Consider the following 15,233-nt stretch of genomic DNA (forward strand, 5'->3'; position numbering starts at 1 on the left):
TCCTGTTGAGATTTCCGTTAACTCAATAATCGCGAGCTTCCAGCGCTTTCAGGTCGTCCTGCGCTTCTTTCAGCTTTCTCTCGCGCTTGGTAATTTTTTCCGCATCCCCTTTCTCTTTCGCTTCCTGCAGGTCGCGACGGCGCTCGGCTATTTCGTCCTTCTGTTCAGCGATTTTTTTCTGGTGATCGGCACGCAGTTTGCTGTCCGAACAGTTAGCTTTGACTTCACTCAGCGCTTTTTTCAGACCCTCAACACGATGCTGATTGTTGTGCTTTTCGGCATAACCGATCTCACGCTGAATATCCTGCTCTTTCTCCTGACAGAGAGAGTTAGCGAAGGATGCAGTGCTTAAAGATAAAAGGGCCAGAGCCAGAGTAATGCGGAATTTCATTATCGAAACCTTCCATTGTGTTGCGGCATACGCCGCTATCCAGACTAAGCGGAGAACATCTGAGGGGTGCTCCGCGTACTTAAGCATAGTAAGTAAACGGGGGATTCACCAAAGTAAGTGAAAAGATTCGGAATCCTGGTAATTATCCAAATCGATGCGACGTATCGCGAATCAGCGACAGCCAGGACGCAGGCTGGCTGTCATCGTCCTGCTGAGCAATGATATATCCATGGGGCAGCGTGCGGTCGAGAACCACTTTCGCGGCCGCGCTCTGCGCACGGGAGTCAAACTTGATCAGTAACACATCATTTTGCGGCGTAATGCTTTTAAAGCGGATCCCGTTGGCATCCAGATGATGCCAGACAGAGAAACCATCAGGTACGCTGGCACCCTGATTCACCGGGCGAATGGCCAGCGTAGACTCCTGATGCGAAAGCGCGCTCCAGACCAGAAGCATGGCGCTCATTAGCACCAGCACGGTCAGGGCATACGCACAACGACGCAGGGAGAGCGCTGAGATAACCATTGCTAGCTCCTGGCTCCGTATTTTTTCTTCCACAGGACAACCAACGAACCAATCAGGCCGAAGACCAGCAGAACGACAGGCAGCAGCATCAGGCATGACATCAGCTGATCTTCATACTTCATAAAGACCGGCGTTTTACCCAGCGCATAGCCCAGCGTGGTGAGGATCAGCACCCACAACAGGCCGCTCATCCAGTTAAAGAACTGGAAGCGCGCGCTGCTGAGCCCTGAAAGACCTGCGATGGTTGGCAGCAGGGTACGCACAAAGGCGATAAAACGGCCAATCAGCAGTGCCGAAAGTCCGTGCTTATGGAAAAGATGGTGCGCCCGCTGATGATAATGGGCGGGAAGATGAGAGAGCCAGTTCTGCACGAGTCGCGTATTGCCAAGCCATCGTCCCTGGATGTAGCTCACCCAGCAGCCGAGGCTGGCGGCGACGGTCAGTAACAAAATGGTTTGCGGGAATGCCATCGCCCCTTTAGCGCACAGCACGCCGACCAGCACCAGCAAACTGTCGCCTGGCAAAAAGGCCGCAGGCAGCAGACCGTTCTCAAGGAACAGGATCATAAACAAGACAAAATAGAGCATGCCAATCATGGAAGGGTTGGCCAGCGTTTCGAAATCCTGAGCCCAGAGGGCATTCAGTAGTTGGGTCAAAAGTTCCATTCAGTGTTCCTGGAAATCGGTTAACGTCACGCCTGTTATCCGGGACAAACAGCACGGCGACATTGTTGTGATTTCATTATGGTCGCTCGCGGACACATTGCGGTGTGGCCAACACTGTTCCCTGTTAATTGGCTGGTTAGCAAGCACTAACTTACAAAATAAGGAATTGAATCCAATTGTAACAAAGCCCAACGTTCTGCGTCACAGAATTTGCAGGGTGTGATGATTTTGGCGTAAGCCCTGGAAGTGAGCGAGGGGATTTACAAAGGCTGACACTATATATGTTTTGCTTACCCATCAGCGCCGGAAGGCGCAGCGAAGCGCCTGCCAGCAGAAAGGGAATCTATTTTGCCTGACTTGAGGCGGTATCGAGATGAACGACCGGATTATCTGCAAAAAGATAACGGTCAGCGTTAAATTCGAAGTCGTCACTGGTCTCATTGAACAACATCTGCTTGGTGTTTTCCAGGTGCTGCCACATGGCCAGTTTCGCGGCATGGGGATCTTTACGAATCAGCGCCTTGAGGATTTGGTCGTGATCGTCACACCAGTTATCCACCGTTCGAGAATCGATATGATCGTGCAGTTTTTTCCAGTACGGGTTGTGAACGCGCTGAGTCCACATTTTTTCTACAATTGCGGCCAGCGCGGTATTTTGCGTCGCCAGGGCAACCTGAACGTGGAACTGCAGATCCCACTCTGAATCGCGGAAACATTTTTCCTTGCGGGCGTTCTCCTGGATCTCCATCAGTTTCATGATGTCCTGCTTGGTTACCTGGGTTGCCGCAAATTCAGCGATGTTGCTTTCAATGAGCTGGCGGGCCTGGAGCAGCTCAAACGGACCATAGCTGGCAAACTCCAGACTTTCGTCCGCCACAGGAGAGTGTTTCGGCTGATTCGAAATCACATGAATGCCAGAGCCTTTGCGAACCTCAACGTAACCTTCCACTTCCAGCATGATGATCGCTTCACGCACCACGGTGCGGCTCACGCTCTTTTCATCGGCAATGAAGCGCTCAGCGGGGAGTTTGTCACCGACAAGATAGACACCTTGCTCGATGCGATCTTTCAGCTCGGCAGCAAGTTGTTGATATAAACGACGTGGTTCGGTGATTTCCATATGCGCTCCAGGCAGGGTACGGCAGATGATTTGTTATACCACTTTTGCGCACCACTCTCCAGATTTCACCATGAAAAAAGCCGCCCGGAGGCGGCTGGTTTTGTAGGTCGGGTAAGCGTAGCGCCACCCGGCACAGCAAGGCTAACTCTGCGTCGCCGGTCCCCCAAGCGTCTCTTTCGCCAGTTCGTCCGCTGATTTGCTTTTCAGCACCGTCCAGATAACGACCGCACCCATCAGGTCGAAGATAGCCAGTACCGCGAACAGCGGGCTGAAACCAATCGTGTCCGCCAGCGCACCGACCACCAGCGCGAACAGGGTACTTGCGGTCCAGGCGGCCATCCCGGTCAGGCCGTTGGCCGTCGCCACTTCGTTACGCCCGAAAACGTCAGACGAGAGCGTAATCAGCGCACCGGACAGCGACTGGTGAGCAAAGCCACCGATACACAGCAGGGCAATAGCCACATACGGACTGGTGAAGAGACCGATCATGCCTGGGCCAATCATCAGCACCGCGCCCATCGTCACCACCATTTTGCGGGAGACGATCAGATTCACGCCAAACCAGCGCTGGAACAGCGGCGGCAGGTAACCCCCCACAATACAGCCCAGGTCTGCGAACAGCATCGGCATCCAGGCGAACATGGCGATCTCTTTCAGGTTAAAGCCATAGACCTTGAACATGAACAGCGGGATCCAGGCGTTAAAGGTGCCCCAGGCCGGCTCAGCCAGGAAGCGTGGCAGGGCGATCCCCCAGAACTGACGGGTTCCCAGGATCTGCCAGACGGACATTTTTTTGCCGTTGTTGGTCTGATGCTGTGCTTCCTGACCACCAATGATGTACTCGCGCTCTTCTTCAGAGAGTTTTTTCTGATCGCGTGGGTGTTTATAGAACACCAGCCACGCCATAGCCCAGGCAAAGCTCAGTACGCCAGAGATAATGAACGCCATCTGCCAGCTGTGCATCACAATGGCCCACACCACCAGCGGGGGGGCAATCATCGCCCCGATGGACGAACCGACGTTGAAGTAACCGACCGCAATGGAACGCTCTTTTGCCGGGAACCACTCAGAGCTGGCTTTCAGCCCTGCGGGGATCATCGCCGCTTCCGCCGCACCTACCGCGCCGCGTGCCAGCGCCAGGCCACCCCAGCTCCCTGCCAGCGCTGTTGCCCCGCAGAATACCGCCCAGGCAATGGCGAAGAAGGCATAACCGATTTTGGTCCCGAGAATGTCCAGCACATAGCCGGCAACAGGCTGCATGATGGTGTAAGCCGCGGAGTAAGCGGCAATGATGTAGGAGTATTGCTGCGTGGAGATGTGCAGCTCTTCCATCAACGTGGGCGCGGCGGCTGCCACGGTGTTACGCGTCAGGTAACCCAGCACGGTGCCCAGCGTCACCAGTGCGATCATATACCAACGTAACCCTTTAATTTTACGCATCTAAAACCTCATCGTTATGTTATTTCCGTGCCGGGGCACGGCAACCTCTCAACCGGTTTCGGGGAGGGCTGTGTAACGGGAGGGGCGTAACCGGGAGAACGTCCCGGAACGGCCCGAACCTTGCCATAAGTAAGCGTGCATAAGTCGGTTTCCGTACCGTTAAATCCGATGTCTGCCACCGGTAATGCATTCCGTCAGCTGCGTGTTTGCGACGGCGAAAAGATAACTTGTCATACAACTTTAAAAGGTGAGTGACATCACAAATGTATGATTCTTTGTGGGGACATTATCTGGCGCAGGTAAAGCCAGTGCTGGCGCGGTCTGGAGGAGGGTTTACCTCATTTGGGGTAATTTTTTTGTCCGGGTTTATTGATCCAACTCACGAAAAAAACTTCGGGCTCTGGAAATTGGTGTGATAACTTTGCAGCATCTGAACATAAGCTTTCTGCCGCTCCCGTTACGAGGAAGACGATAATGACACCGTTTATGACCGACGATTTTCTGTTAGACACTGAATTTGCCCGCCGCCTGTACCACGACTACGCAAAAGACCAGCCCATTTTCGACTACCACTGCCATTTACCGCCGCAGCAGGTAGCCGAAAATTACCGTTTCAAAAACCTGTATGACATCTGGCTGAAGGGTGATCACTATAAATGGCGCGCCATGCGCACTAACGGTGTCCCGGAGCGCCTGTGTACTGGCGACGCAAGCGACCGCGAGAAATTTGACGCCTGGGCGGCTACCGTGCCGCAGACCATCGGTAATCCGCTCTATCACTGGACGCACCTCGAACTGCGCCGTCCGTTTGGCATTACCGGCAAGCTGCTTTCACCGGCCACGGCGGATGAGATCTGGGAGCAGTGCAACGACTTGCTGGCACAGGATAACTTCTCCGCGCGCGGCATCATGAAGCAGATGAACGTGAAAATGGTGGGCACCACGGACGATCCAATCGACTCGCTGGAGCACCACGCGGTTATTGCGAAAGACACCGCGTTTGATATCAAAGTGCTGCCAAGCTGGCGTCCGGATAAAGCGTTTAACATTGAACTCGATACGTTTAGCGACTATATGGCGAAGCTGGCTGAAGTCTCCGACACCGACATTCGTCGTTTCGCCGATCTGCAAACTGCGCTGACCAAACGTCTGGACCATTTTGCCGCGCACGGGTGTAAAGTCTCTGACCACGCCCTGGATGTGGTGCTGTTTGCGGAGTCTAACGAAGCCGAGCTGGATAGCATCCTGGCGCGCCGTCTCTCCGGCGAATCCCTGAGCGAGCATGAAGTCGCCCAGTTCAAAACTGCGGTACTGGTGTTCCTCGGTGCAGAATATGCCCGTCGCGGCTGGGTACAGCAGTACCACATTGGCGCGCTGCGTAATAACAACCAGCGTCAGTTCAAACTGCTGGGCGCGGACGTGGGCTTTGACTCCATCAACGACCGTCCGCTGGCCGAAGCGCTCTCTAAACTGCTGAGTAAGCAGAACGAGCAAAATCTGCTGCCAAAAACCATTCTCTACTGCCTGAACCCGCGCGATAACGAAGTGCTGGGCACCATGATTGGCAACTTCCAGGGCGAAGGGATGCCAGGCAAGATGCAGTTCGGCTCCGGCTGGTGGTTCAATGACCAGAAAGATGGCATGGAGCGTCAAATGACGCAGCTGGCACAGCTGGGCCTGTTGAGCCGCTTTGTGGGGATGCTGACCGACAGTCGCAGTTTCCTCTCCTATACCCGCCACGAGTATTTCCGTCGCATTCTCTGCCAGATGATTGGCCGCTGGGTGCACGCAGGCGAAGCACCGGCAGATATCCAGCTGCTGGGTGAAATGGTGAGAAACATCTGCTTCAACAATGCGCGTGACTACTTCGCCATTGAACTGAACTAAGGCCGTTTGAGGTTGATATGCAATACATCAAAATCCATTCGCTGGATAACGTCGCCGTTGCGCTGGCGGATCTGACCGAAGGAACGGACGTCACTTTCGATAATCAGTCGGTTACGTTACGTCAGGCCATTGGACGTGGGCATAAGTTTGCCCTGCTCCCCATTGCGAAAGGGGAGAACGTGGTGAAGTACGGTTTACCGATTGGCCATGCGCTGGAGGATATTGCGCCGGGTGAATACATCCACTCCCACAATACCCGCACCAATCTGAGCGATCTGGACGAGTACAGCTATCAACCTGATTTCCACCCGGAAGAAAAGCAGGCGGCGGATCGTGAGGTACAGATCTACCGCCGCGCCAACGGTGACGTGGGGATCCGCAACGAACTGTGGATCCTCCCGACCGTCGGTTGTGTGAACGGGATCGCGCGTCAAATCCAGACGCGTTTTCTGAAAGAGACCCATGATGCCGAAGGCACTGACGGCGTGCATCTGTTCAGCCACACCTACGGCTGTTCGCAGCTGGGAGATGACCATATTAACACCCGTACCATGCTGCAAAATATGGTGCGTCATCCGAACGCGGGGGCGGTGCTGGTGATTGGCCTGGGCTGCGAGAACAACCAGGTGGATGCCTTCCGGGAGACACTGGGCGAGTTTGACCCTGACCGTGTGCACTTTATGGTGTGTCAGCATCAGGACGATGAAGTGGAAGCGGGCGTTGAGCAACTGCATCAGCTGTATGAGGTGATGCGTCACGACAAACGCGAGCCGGGCAAACTGAGCGAGCTTAAGTTTGGTCTGGAATGCGGCGGCTCGGACGGTCTTTCCGGCATCACCGCGAACCCCATGCTGGGGCGCTTCTCAGACTATGTGATTGCCAACGGCGGTACCACCGTGCTGACAGAAGTGCCGGAGATGTTCGGTGCTGAGCGTATCCTGATGAGCCACTGCCGTGATGAAGCGACGTTTGAGAAAACGGTCACCATGGTGAATGATTTCAAACAGTACTTCATTGCCCACAACCAGCCAATTTATGAAAACCCATCTCCGGGCAACAAAGCGGGCGGGATCACCACGCTTGAAGAGAAGTCACTGGGCTGTACGCAGAAAGCAGGGGCCAGCCAGGTGGTGGATGTCCTGCGCTATGGCGAACGCCTGAAAACGCACGGGCTTAATCTGCTGAGCGCCCCGGGTAACGACGCGGTTGCCACCAGTGCACTTGCCGGGGCTGGCTGCCATATGGTGCTGTTCAGTACCGGCCGCGGTACGCCGTACGGTGGGTTTGTCCCGACGGTCAAAATTGCCACCAACAGTGAACTGGCGGCGAAGAAAAAGCACTGGATCGACTTCGATGCCGGTCAGCTCATTCACGGCAAAGCGATGCCGCAGCTGCTGACGGAGTTTGTGGATACTATCGTAGCGTTTGCCAACGGCAAACAGACCTGTAACGAGAAGAACGACTTCCGCGAGCTGGCGATCTTTAAGAGTGGGGTGACGCTGTAATCGGTGCGGCCTGATGCCCTCACCCTGACCCTCTCCCACGGGGAGAGGGTACAAACACTAAAAACGGCAACCTCAGGGTTGCCGTTTTGCTGTTAACCTCGCAGGGCGTTCTTCGCTAAACGCGCGTCTTCCGCCTGACAGGCCGCAGCGGTGAACAGCACGTCGGTAGAGGAGTTCAGCGCCGTTTCACAGGAATCCTGCAGCACGCCGATGATAAAGCCGACAGCAACAACCTGCATGGCAATTTCATTCGGGATACCGAACATATTGCACGCCAGCGGGATCAGCAGCAGAGAACCGCCCGCCACGCCGGATGCACCGCACGCACACAGTGATGCCACCACGCTCAGCAGCAGCGCCGTAGGCAGATCCACCGGAATACCCAGCGTATGCACGGCCGCCAGAGTCAGCACGGTAATGGTGATTGCCGCACCCGCCATGTTCACGGTGGCGCCCAGCGGGATCGACACGGAGTAGGTGTCGCGATCGAGGTTCAGCTTTTCAGCCAGCGCCATGTTAACCGGAATGTTGGCTGCAGAGCTGCGGGTAAAGAAGGCATACACGCCGCTTTCACGCAGGCAGGTCAGCACCAGTGGATACGGGTTGCGGCGGATCTGCCAGAACACCAGCAGGGGGTTAATCACCAGCGCCACCAGCAGCATACAGCCTACCAGCACGACCAGTAACTGTGCGTAGCCCCACAGCGCGTCAAAACCGGTGGTTGCCAGCGTGGAAGAGACCAGACCGAAGATCCCGATTGGCGCAAAACGAATCACCAGCTTCACCATGAACGTCACGGCGTTCGAGACATCGTTAACCAGGTTTTTCGTGGTCTCATTACCATGACGCAGCGCGAAGCCCAGACCAATCGCCCAGACCAGGATGCCAATGTAGTTTGCGTTCATCAGCGCCGTGATTGGGTTAGAGACCATGCTCATCAGCAGGCCACGAAGCACTTCCACAATCCCCGATGGCGGCGTGATATCACCGGCCGCGCTGGTCAGATGCAGCGTGGACGGGAACAGGAAGCTAAACACAACGGCCGTTAATGCCGCAGAGAAGGTTCCCAGCAGATACAGGAACAGAATCGGGCGAATGTTGGTTTTTTGTCCGTGCTGGTGGTTGGCAATCGACGCCATGACCAGCATCAGAACCAGTACCGGTGCCACGGCTTTCAGTGCGCCAACGAAAAGGGTTCCAAGCAGTCCCGTGGCTTCCGCAGCAGGTTTTGACACCATTGCCAGCAGAATACCCAGTACCAGCCCGACCAGAATTTGTTTTACAAGGCTGCCCTGCGCCAGGCGCGCGAACAGACCGCGTGATTGTGTGCTCATACGTTATTCCTGAGTGAAATTGCGTTCCATCCTGGCTGTGCTCTAAGGCACATTTATGTCCGGATGTAAGTATTTGTTTGCCTGGTTGAGTATCAGGGAAAGCGAGGAAAGGCGGAAGCGTAAAATGCTGGATTTTACGTGTTGCGTCATGTTTTTTAACTATTGTTTAACGAAAGTGCCGGGTGGCGCAGCGCCACCCGGCAAAACGCACTATGCCTGCTGCTTTTTATCGTTCTGGCGGTTAACCCAGGTATTGATAATCAGCGTCACCAGCAGAATGCCAAACACCACGCCGAGCGAGATGGCGATCGGGATATGGTAGAAATCGACAATCAGCATCTTGATACCGATGAATACCAGGATCACCGACAGACCGTACTTCAGCATTGAGAAGCGCTCAGCCGCGCCTGCCAGCAGGAAGTACATCGCACGCAGACCGAGAATCGCGAACAGGTTTGAGGTCAGCACGATGAACGGGTCAGTGGTGACGGCGAAGATAGCCGGGATACTGTCCACGGCGAAGATCACATCGCTCAGCTCAACCAGAATCAGCACCAGCAGCAGCGGGGTGGCAAACAGCAGGCCGTTCTGACGAACAAAGAAGTGCTCGCTCTCGATCTTGTCGGTCATGCGCAGGTGTCCACGGATCCACTTCACCAGCGGCTTTTCGCCAATGCCGGTTTCGTCTTCCTTCGCCAGCGCCATCTTGATCCCGGTGAACAGCAGGAACGCGCCAAAGACGTACAGCAGCCATTCGAACTGGGTAATCAGCCAGCTTCCGGCGAAGATCATAATGGTACGCAGAACGATCGCCCCCAGCACGCCGTAAACCAGCACACGACGCTGCAGGGCAGCAGGCACGGCAAAGTAGCTGAACAGCATCAGCCAGACGAAGACGTTATCCACCGCCAGCGCTTTTTCAATCAGATAACCGGTGAGGAAGGCGAGTGCCTGAGGATCGGCCACCGCACGGCCTTCGGTCGAGGCCAGATACCACCAGAAGGCGGCGCAGAAGAGCAGAGAGAGGGTAACCCACACCAGCGACCAGACGGCAGCCTGTTTGATGCTCATACCGTGCTCGCCACGACGCCCCTGTAAAAAGAGGTCGATCGCCAGCATGATAAGCACGACAACCGCGAATCCGCCCCACAACATTGGAGTGCCGACTGAATGCATACTATTTTCCTTACACATAAAAAAACAAAAACGGCTATGGTCAGAAGACGATAGCCGTTAGCTTTTTATGCATAGACCTCGCCTTCCGGCAAGGTCTCACTTACAACCACAAGGGTTGCCCGGCGACCGGATGCGGTTTTGCACGCATCGTAATGACGATCCACCGGCAAGGAAGTTACTCCCCTTTGCTCGTAACAAAATATGTCAGACCATCAGTTTCGTCAATGGTCCACAGTCATTCATTACACAGCTTTACGCGATAGCGTCTGCGCTCACGCCGTCTGCCGGGAAAACCACGCCGGTCTGGCGACGGATTTCCGTTTGCAGTTTGGCCGTGGTGCGGCTTACCGCAAGCCCGGGGTGATTCACCTCGTTGTCTTCCACCAGTCGGGCGAAGACCTCTGCCTCATAGAGCATAGTGTTAATATGCTGAGGCTGCGTCAGCTCCTGCGCTTTACCGCCGCGCGGCACAAAACTCAGCTTCTGGCATTCGGAGATCTTTTCGATAACCAGCGAGCCGTTTTCACCCTGAATTTCACTTGGCAGGACCGAATCACTCACTTTGGAGTGCTGCAGCGTGACGCTGAAATCACCGTAATCCAGCACCACGACACCGTGCGCATCCACGCCGCTCTCCAGCAGGCTGGCAGTGGCTGTAACGCCGTGAGGCTCGCCCCACAGGGCAACCGCAGAGGCCAGGCAATAGAAACCGATGTCCATAATCGAGCCGTTTGAGAAGGCCGGATTAAAGGTATTCGGGTTCTCGCCGTCCAGATAACGCTGGTAGCGTGACGAGTACTGGCAGTAGTTAATAAAGGCTTTGCGCACTTTGCCAATCTTCGGCAAAGACTGCTGTAACAGCAGGAAATTCGGCAGACTGGCGGTTTTAAACGCTTCGAACAGCACCACCTGGTTGTCGCGGGCGCACTGAATCGCCGCTTCGACTTCCTGAATATTCGACGCCAATGGCTTCTCGCAAATGACATGTTTTTTATGGCTGAGGAAAAGCCGGGTTTGCGGGAAATGCAGGGCGTTCGGGCTGGCGATATAGACCGCGTCAATCGCGTCGCTTTGCGCCATCTCATCAAGCGAGGTGAACAGATATTCAACCAGGTAATCATTCGCGAAAGCCTGCGCCTGTTCAGGGCTGCGGGAATAGACTGCGGTGAGCTTAAATTTGCCGGTTTCGTGGGCGGCGTCGACGAACTGGCGCGTGATCCAGTTCGTACCAATGACTGCGAAACGTATCATAAACGTTTACGTACTCCGTAGCGGGGAACCTTTAGCCACTGTAGCACGTGATTGTTGCAAAACCAGTGCGCTACTGCGCATTACTCTTTAACGATAAATGCGTAAGCCACAAACGGGTATCAAACTCCAGCTGATGGTACTGCGGCTCCATGTGGCAGCACAGGGAGTAGAACGCCTTGTCATGCTCTTTCTCTTTGAGGTGCGCCAGCTCGTGTACCACGATCATTCGCAGAAAGGCTTCCGGTGCGTTGCGAAAGACAGTGGCGACGCGGATCTCGGCTTTCGCTTTCAGCTTGCCGCCCTGCACGCGGGAGATGGCGGTGTGCAGGCCGAGCGCATTTTTCAGCACGTGGATCTTATTGTCGTACATCACCTTGTTGATCGGCGGCGCGCTCTTCAGATACCGGTTTTTGAGATCCTGCGTATACTGCCAGAGGGCTTTATCGGTCGCGACATCGTGCGTGCCGGGATAGCGTTTTTCCAGCACCGCCCCCAGCTTTTGCTCGGCAATTAACGTGCGTACCTGGGAGAGCAGATGCTCCGGGTAGCCCTGGAGATAAGTCAGCTGGTTCATCAAAACCCCAAAATAAGTTGAAAACGGGTATACTCACGCACCCTTTTCAGGGATAACGCCGAAATTTTACCATTCAGGAGGGCCGATGAGCCACTTAGACAACGGTTTCCGTTCACTCAACCTTAAACGTTTCCCGGAGACGGACGACGTTAACCCGCTTCAGGCGTGGGAAGCGGCGGATGAATATCTGCTGCAACAGTTGGATGAGACTGAAATCCGCGGCCCGGTTCTGATCCTGAATGATGCCTTCGGAGCGCTGGGCTGCGCCCTGGCGGCGCACACGCCTTACAGCATTGGCGATTCATACTTAAGCGAGCTGGCGACGCGTGAAAACCTGCGTCACAACGATCTCGACGAAGCCAGCGTGAAGTTCCTCGACAGCACCGCAGACTACCCGCAGGCGCCGGGCGTGGTGCTGATTAAAGTGCCAAAAACCATGGCGTTGCTGGAGCAGCAGCTGCGTGCATTACGTAAGGTCGTCACGCCAGAGACGCGCATCATCGCAGGTGCGAAGGCGCGTGATATTCACACCTCAACGCTGGAGCTGTTCGAGAAAGTGCTCGGCCCGACCACCACGACGCTGGCGTGGAAAAAAGCGCGCCTGATTAACTGTACCTTCAGCGCGCCGGAGCTGGCTGACGCGCCAGAGACGCTGAGCTGGAAGATGGAAGGCACCGACTGGACCATCCACAACCATGCGAACGTCTTCTCACGTACCGGCCTGGATATCGGCGCACGTTTCTTTATTGAACATCTGCCGGAAAATCTGGAAGGGGAGATTGTGGATCTCGGCTGCGGTAACGGCGTGATTGGCCTGACGCTGCTGGCAAAGAACCCACAAGCCAGCGTGGTCTTCAGCGACGAATCGCCAATGGCGGTGGCCTCGAGCCGTCTGAACGTGGAAACCAACATGCCAGAGGCGCTGGATCGCTGCGAGTTTATGATCAATAACGCGCTGTCCGGCGTAGAACCTTTCCGCTTCAACGCCGTGTTCTGCAACCCACCGTTCCACCAGAAGCATGCCCTGACGGATAACGTCGCGTGGGAGATGTTCCATCATGCGCGCCGCTGCCTGAAAATCAACGGCGAGCTGTATATCGTGGCCAACCGTCACCTGGACTACTTCCACAAGCTGAAGAAGATTTTCGGTAACTGCGTCACCATCGCCACCAATAACAAGTTTGTGGTCTTGAAAGCGGTGAAGCTGGGGCGTCGTCGCTAAATAACCAGTGCAAGCTGGGTGCTCTGCGCAATGGCCCGCCGCGCATCCAGCTCCATCGCCACAGCGCACCCGCCGATCAAATGCACCGTTTTACCCGCCTCACGTAGCGGATCCGCCAGATCGCGCTTCGGCTCCTGCCCGGCACATAAAATGACATGATCCACACGCAGCAGCTGTGGTTCACCGCCGATCGTGACGTGCAGGCCGTCATCGTCGATCTTCTGGTAGCTGACCGCCGGGATCATCTTCACGCCGCGCGAGAGCAGGGTGGCGCGGTGGATCCAGCCGGTTGTTTTCCCCAGTCCTTCACCCGGCTTACTCGCTTTGCGCTGCAGCATCACGATCTGCCGTGGGCTTTTCGGCAGCTGTGGCCCTTCCGGGCGCAGGCCGCCGGACTGGCTCAGGCTGGTGTCGATGCCCCATTCCACGCAAAACTCGGCGATGTTCTGGCTGGTGGCCTCGCCCGGCTGGCTTAAATACATGGCGGTATCAAAGCCAATCCCACCGCAGCCGATAATGGCGACGTTTTCCCCAACCGGCGCTTTATCGCGCAGCACATCGAGATAGCTCAGTACTTTAGGATGATCGATGCCCTCGATCGCAGGCGTGCGCGGGGCGATCCCGCTCGCCAGGATCACCTCGTCGTATTCCAACAGATCTGGCGCGCTCACCCACTGGTTGAGCCGCAGATCCACACCCGTCAGCGCGATCATCCGGCGGTAATAGCGCAGCGTTTCATAGAACTCCTCTTTGCCGGGGATCTGTTTGGCAATATTAAACTGCCCGCCAATCTCGCCCGCGGCATCGTACAGCGTCACGCTGTGCCCGCGCGACGCCGCATTTATTGCAAACGCCAGTCCCGCGGGGCCCGCCCCCACAACCGCCAGGCGTTTTGATTTGTCTACCGGGAGCACCGGCATTTTGGTTTCATGGCAGGCGCGGGGGTTAACCAGGCAGGAGGTCACTTTCCCGACGAAGATCTGATCCAGACAGGCCTGATTACAGCCGATGCAGGTGTTGATCTCATCCGCCCGCCCGCTTTGCGCTTTGGAGAGCAGCTCAGCATCCGCCAGGAACGGACGCGCCATCGACACCATATCGGCATCGCCACGTGAGATGACATCATCCGCTACCTGCGGATCGTTAATACGGTTAGTGGTCACCAGCGGAACAGACACTTTGCCTTTCAGCTTGCGCGTAACCCAGGTGAAGGCGGCGCGCGGTACCGGCGTGGCGATAGTCGGGATACGCGCCTCGTGCCAGCCAATCCCGGTGTTGATGAGGGTGGCACCGGCGGCTTCAATCGCCTGCGCCAGCTGGACGGTCTCGTCAAACGTCCCGCCACCTTCCACCAGATCCAGCATCGACAGGCGGAAGATGATAATAAAGTCAGCGCCCGCACGTTCACGCACGGCGCGCACCACTTCGACGGCAAAGCGCATGCGTCGCGCATAATCGCCTCCCCATTCGTCGTCACGCTGGTTCGTGCGGGCCGCGAGGAATTCGTTAATCAGATACCCCTCGGAACCCATCACCTCGACGCCGTCATAGCCCGCTTCACGCGCCAGCGCCGCACAGCGGGCGAAGTCGTCAATCAGCGCCAGCACTTCATCGTGGCTAAGGGCATGCGGTTTGAAGCGGTTAATCGGTGCCTGAATGGCCGACGGCGCAACCAGATGCGGCTGATAGCTATAACGCCCGGTATGCAGGATTTGCAGGGCAATTTTCCCGCCTTCATTGTGAACGGCATCGGTCACAATGCGGTGGTGCGGCAGCTGTGATACATCGTTAAGTACCGCTCCGCCTTCCATCCCCACCCCTGAGGGCGCGGGAGCCACACCACCGGTAACAATCAGCGCCACCCCGTGGCGCGCGCGTTCGGCATAGAAGGCCGCCAGACGCTCGGCCCCGTCCGGATGCTCCTCCAGCCCGGTATGCATTGAGCCCATCAACACGCGGTTTTTGAGCGTTGTGAACCCCAGATCGAGGGGGGCGAATAACGACGGGTAGCGGCTCATAGTCTCTTCCAGTGTAAAATTATTGTTATGTGGTCGGATGAGTTACTAATTTAGCCAGCAGGAAGTAAAAGGGAAAAGGGGAATGCAGTGATTGTGATGGGATTCAAATAATGCCCTCACCCTA

Annotated in this window: 13 protein-coding genes; 3 read left to right on the forward strand and 10 right to left on the reverse strand. The window is 55.9% G+C overall.

Features of this window, described 5'->3' with window-relative positions:
• Positions 1–22: 22 nt before the first annotated feature.
• The 5 genes from EKN38_RS03205 to EKN38_RS03225 form a co-directional block, all read right to left on the reverse strand.
• On the reverse strand, positions 23–391 hold the full coding sequence (locus EKN38_RS03205) for a DUF1090 domain-containing protein (protein ID WP_014833392.1): 369 nt from the start codon (positions 389–391) through the stop codon (positions 23–25).
• Between the two features lie 142 nt (positions 392–533).
• Positions 534–917, reverse strand: coding sequence for an EnvZ/OmpR regulon moderator MzrA (gene mzrA, locus EKN38_RS03210; protein WP_014833391.1), 384 nt, complete (start codon positions 915–917; stop codon positions 534–536).
• 2 nt (positions 918–919) lie between these two features.
• Positions 920–1,582 carry a DedA family general envelope maintenance protein YqjA gene (gene yqjA / locus EKN38_RS03215; RefSeq protein WP_014833390.1) on the reverse strand — a complete coding sequence of 221 codons (663 nt, stop codon included), beginning with the start codon at positions 1,580–1,582 and terminating at the stop codon, positions 920–922.
• Positions 1,583–1,925: 343 nt separating this feature from the next.
• Positions 1,926–2,702: a transcriptional regulator ExuR gene (gene exuR, locus EKN38_RS03220; protein ID WP_014833389.1), complete on the reverse strand. Its 777-nt coding sequence runs from the start codon at positions 2,700–2,702 to the stop codon at positions 1,926–1,928.
• A gap of 141 nt (positions 2,703–2,843) precedes the next feature.
• Positions 2,844–4,142, reverse strand: coding sequence for an MFS transporter (locus tag EKN38_RS03225; RefSeq protein ID WP_014833388.1), 1,299 nt, complete (start codon positions 4,140–4,142; stop codon positions 2,844–2,846).
• Positions 4,143–4,616: 474 nt separating this feature from the next.
• Between EKN38_RS03225 and uxaC the strand changes: the two genes are divergently transcribed.
• Entirely contained in the window at positions 4,617–6,029 is a 1,413-nt protein-coding gene (uxaC, locus tag EKN38_RS03230; RefSeq protein WP_014833387.1) for a glucuronate isomerase, read from the forward strand.
• 17 nt (positions 6,030–6,046) lie between these two features.
• Positions 6,047–7,534, forward strand: coding sequence for a UxaA family hydrolase (locus EKN38_RS03235; RefSeq protein ID WP_014833386.1), 1,488 nt, complete (start codon positions 6,047–6,049; stop codon positions 7,532–7,534).
• A gap of 92 nt (positions 7,535–7,626) precedes the next feature.
• Here EKN38_RS03235 and sstT read toward each other — a convergent pair whose 3' ends face one another.
• The 4 genes from sstT to EKN38_RS03255 all read right to left on the reverse strand — a co-directional run bounded on the left by sstT (position 7,627) and on the right by EKN38_RS03255 (position 11,869).
• Positions 7,627–8,868: a serine/threonine transporter SstT gene (gene sstT, locus EKN38_RS03240; RefSeq protein ID WP_014833385.1), complete on the reverse strand. Its 1,242-nt coding sequence runs from the start codon at positions 8,866–8,868 to the stop codon at positions 7,627–7,629.
• A 210-nt stretch (positions 8,869–9,078) separates the two neighbouring features.
• A complete protein-coding gene (locus EKN38_RS03245) occupies positions 9,079–10,044 on the reverse strand; it encodes a TerC family protein (protein ID WP_014833384.1) in 966 nt (321 codons plus the stop codon).
• 252 nt (positions 10,045–10,296) lie between these two features.
• Positions 10,297–11,295 carry a Gfo/Idh/MocA family protein gene (locus EKN38_RS03250; protein WP_014833383.1) on the reverse strand — a complete coding sequence of 333 codons (999 nt, stop codon included), beginning with the start codon at positions 11,293–11,295 and terminating at the stop codon, positions 10,297–10,299.
• A gap of 70 nt (positions 11,296–11,365) precedes the next feature.
• Positions 11,366–11,869, reverse strand: a complete 504-nt coding sequence (locus EKN38_RS03255) for a YgjP-like metallopeptidase domain-containing protein (RefSeq protein ID WP_013098855.1) — start codon at positions 11,867–11,869, stop codon at positions 11,366–11,368.
• Positions 11,870–11,954: 85 nt separating this feature from the next.
• Here EKN38_RS03255 and rlmG point away from each other — a divergent pair, with 85 nt between their 5' ends.
• A complete protein-coding gene (gene rlmG, locus EKN38_RS03260) occupies positions 11,955–13,091 on the forward strand; it encodes a 23S rRNA (guanine(1835)-N(2))-methyltransferase RlmG (protein ID WP_014833382.1) in 1,137 nt (378 codons plus the stop codon).
• On the opposite strand, the gene EKN38_RS03265 is transcribed toward rlmG, so the two are convergent.
• Positions 13,088–15,109: an NADPH-dependent 2,4-dienoyl-CoA reductase gene (locus tag EKN38_RS03265; RefSeq protein WP_014833381.1), complete on the reverse strand. Its 2,022-nt coding sequence runs from the start codon at positions 15,107–15,109 to the stop codon at positions 13,088–13,090. The genes rlmG and EKN38_RS03265 overlap by 4 nt on opposite strands.
• Positions 15,110–15,233: the final 124 nt, after the last annotated feature.

Origin of the sequence: Enterobacter sp. WCHEn045836, from assembly GCF_003965585.1 — a bacterium.
Taxonomy (GTDB): Bacteria; Pseudomonadota; Gammaproteobacteria; order Enterobacterales; family Enterobacteriaceae; genus Enterobacter; species Enterobacter dissolvens.

What these genes read in the sequence shown, in the direction of transcription:
- EKN38_RS03245 (WP_014833384.1), bottom strand. Translation starts at nt 10,044, where the DNA reads ATGCATTCAGTCGGCACTCCAATGTTGTGGGGCGGATTCGCGGTTGTC.
- exuR (WP_014833389.1), bottom strand. Translation starts at nt 2,702, where the DNA reads ATGGAAATCACCGAACCACGTCGTTTATATCAACAACTTGCTGCCGAG.
- sstT (WP_014833385.1), bottom strand. Translation starts at nt 8,868, where the DNA reads ATGAGCACACAATCACGCGGTCTGTTCGCGCGCCTGGCGCAGGGCAGC.
- yqjA (WP_014833390.1), bottom strand. Translation starts at nt 1,582, where the DNA reads ATGGAACTTTTGACCCAACTACTGAATGCCCTCTGGGCTCAGGATTTC.
- mzrA (WP_014833391.1), bottom strand. Translation starts at nt 917, where the DNA reads ATGGTTATCTCAGCGCTCTCCCTGCGTCGTTGTGCGTATGCCCTGACC.
- EKN38_RS03250 (WP_014833383.1), bottom strand. Translation starts at nt 11,295, where the DNA reads ATGATACGTTTCGCAGTCATTGGTACGAACTGGATCACGCGCCAGTTC.
- rlmG (WP_014833382.1), top strand. Translation starts at nt 11,955, where the DNA reads ATGAGCCACTTAGACAACGGTTTCCGTTCACTCAACCTTAAACGTTTC.
- EKN38_RS03205 (WP_014833392.1), bottom strand. Translation starts at nt 391, where the DNA reads ATGAAATTCCGCATTACTCTGGCTCTGGCCCTTTTATCTTTAAGCACT.
- EKN38_RS03225 (WP_014833388.1), bottom strand. Translation starts at nt 4,142, where the DNA reads ATGCGTAAAATTAAAGGGTTACGTTGGTATATGATCGCACTGGTGACG.
- EKN38_RS03235 (WP_014833386.1), top strand. Translation starts at nt 6,047, where the DNA reads ATGCAATACATCAAAATCCATTCGCTGGATAACGTCGCCGTTGCGCTG.
- EKN38_RS03265 (WP_014833381.1), bottom strand. Translation starts at nt 15,109, where the DNA reads ATGAGCCGCTACCCGTCGTTATTCGCCCCCCTCGATCTGGGGTTCACA.
- EKN38_RS03255 (WP_013098855.1), bottom strand. Translation starts at nt 11,869, where the DNA reads ATGAACCAGCTGACTTATCTCCAGGGCTACCCGGAGCATCTGCTCTCC.
- uxaC (WP_014833387.1), top strand. Translation starts at nt 4,617, where the DNA reads ATGACACCGTTTATGACCGACGATTTTCTGTTAGACACTGAATTTGCC.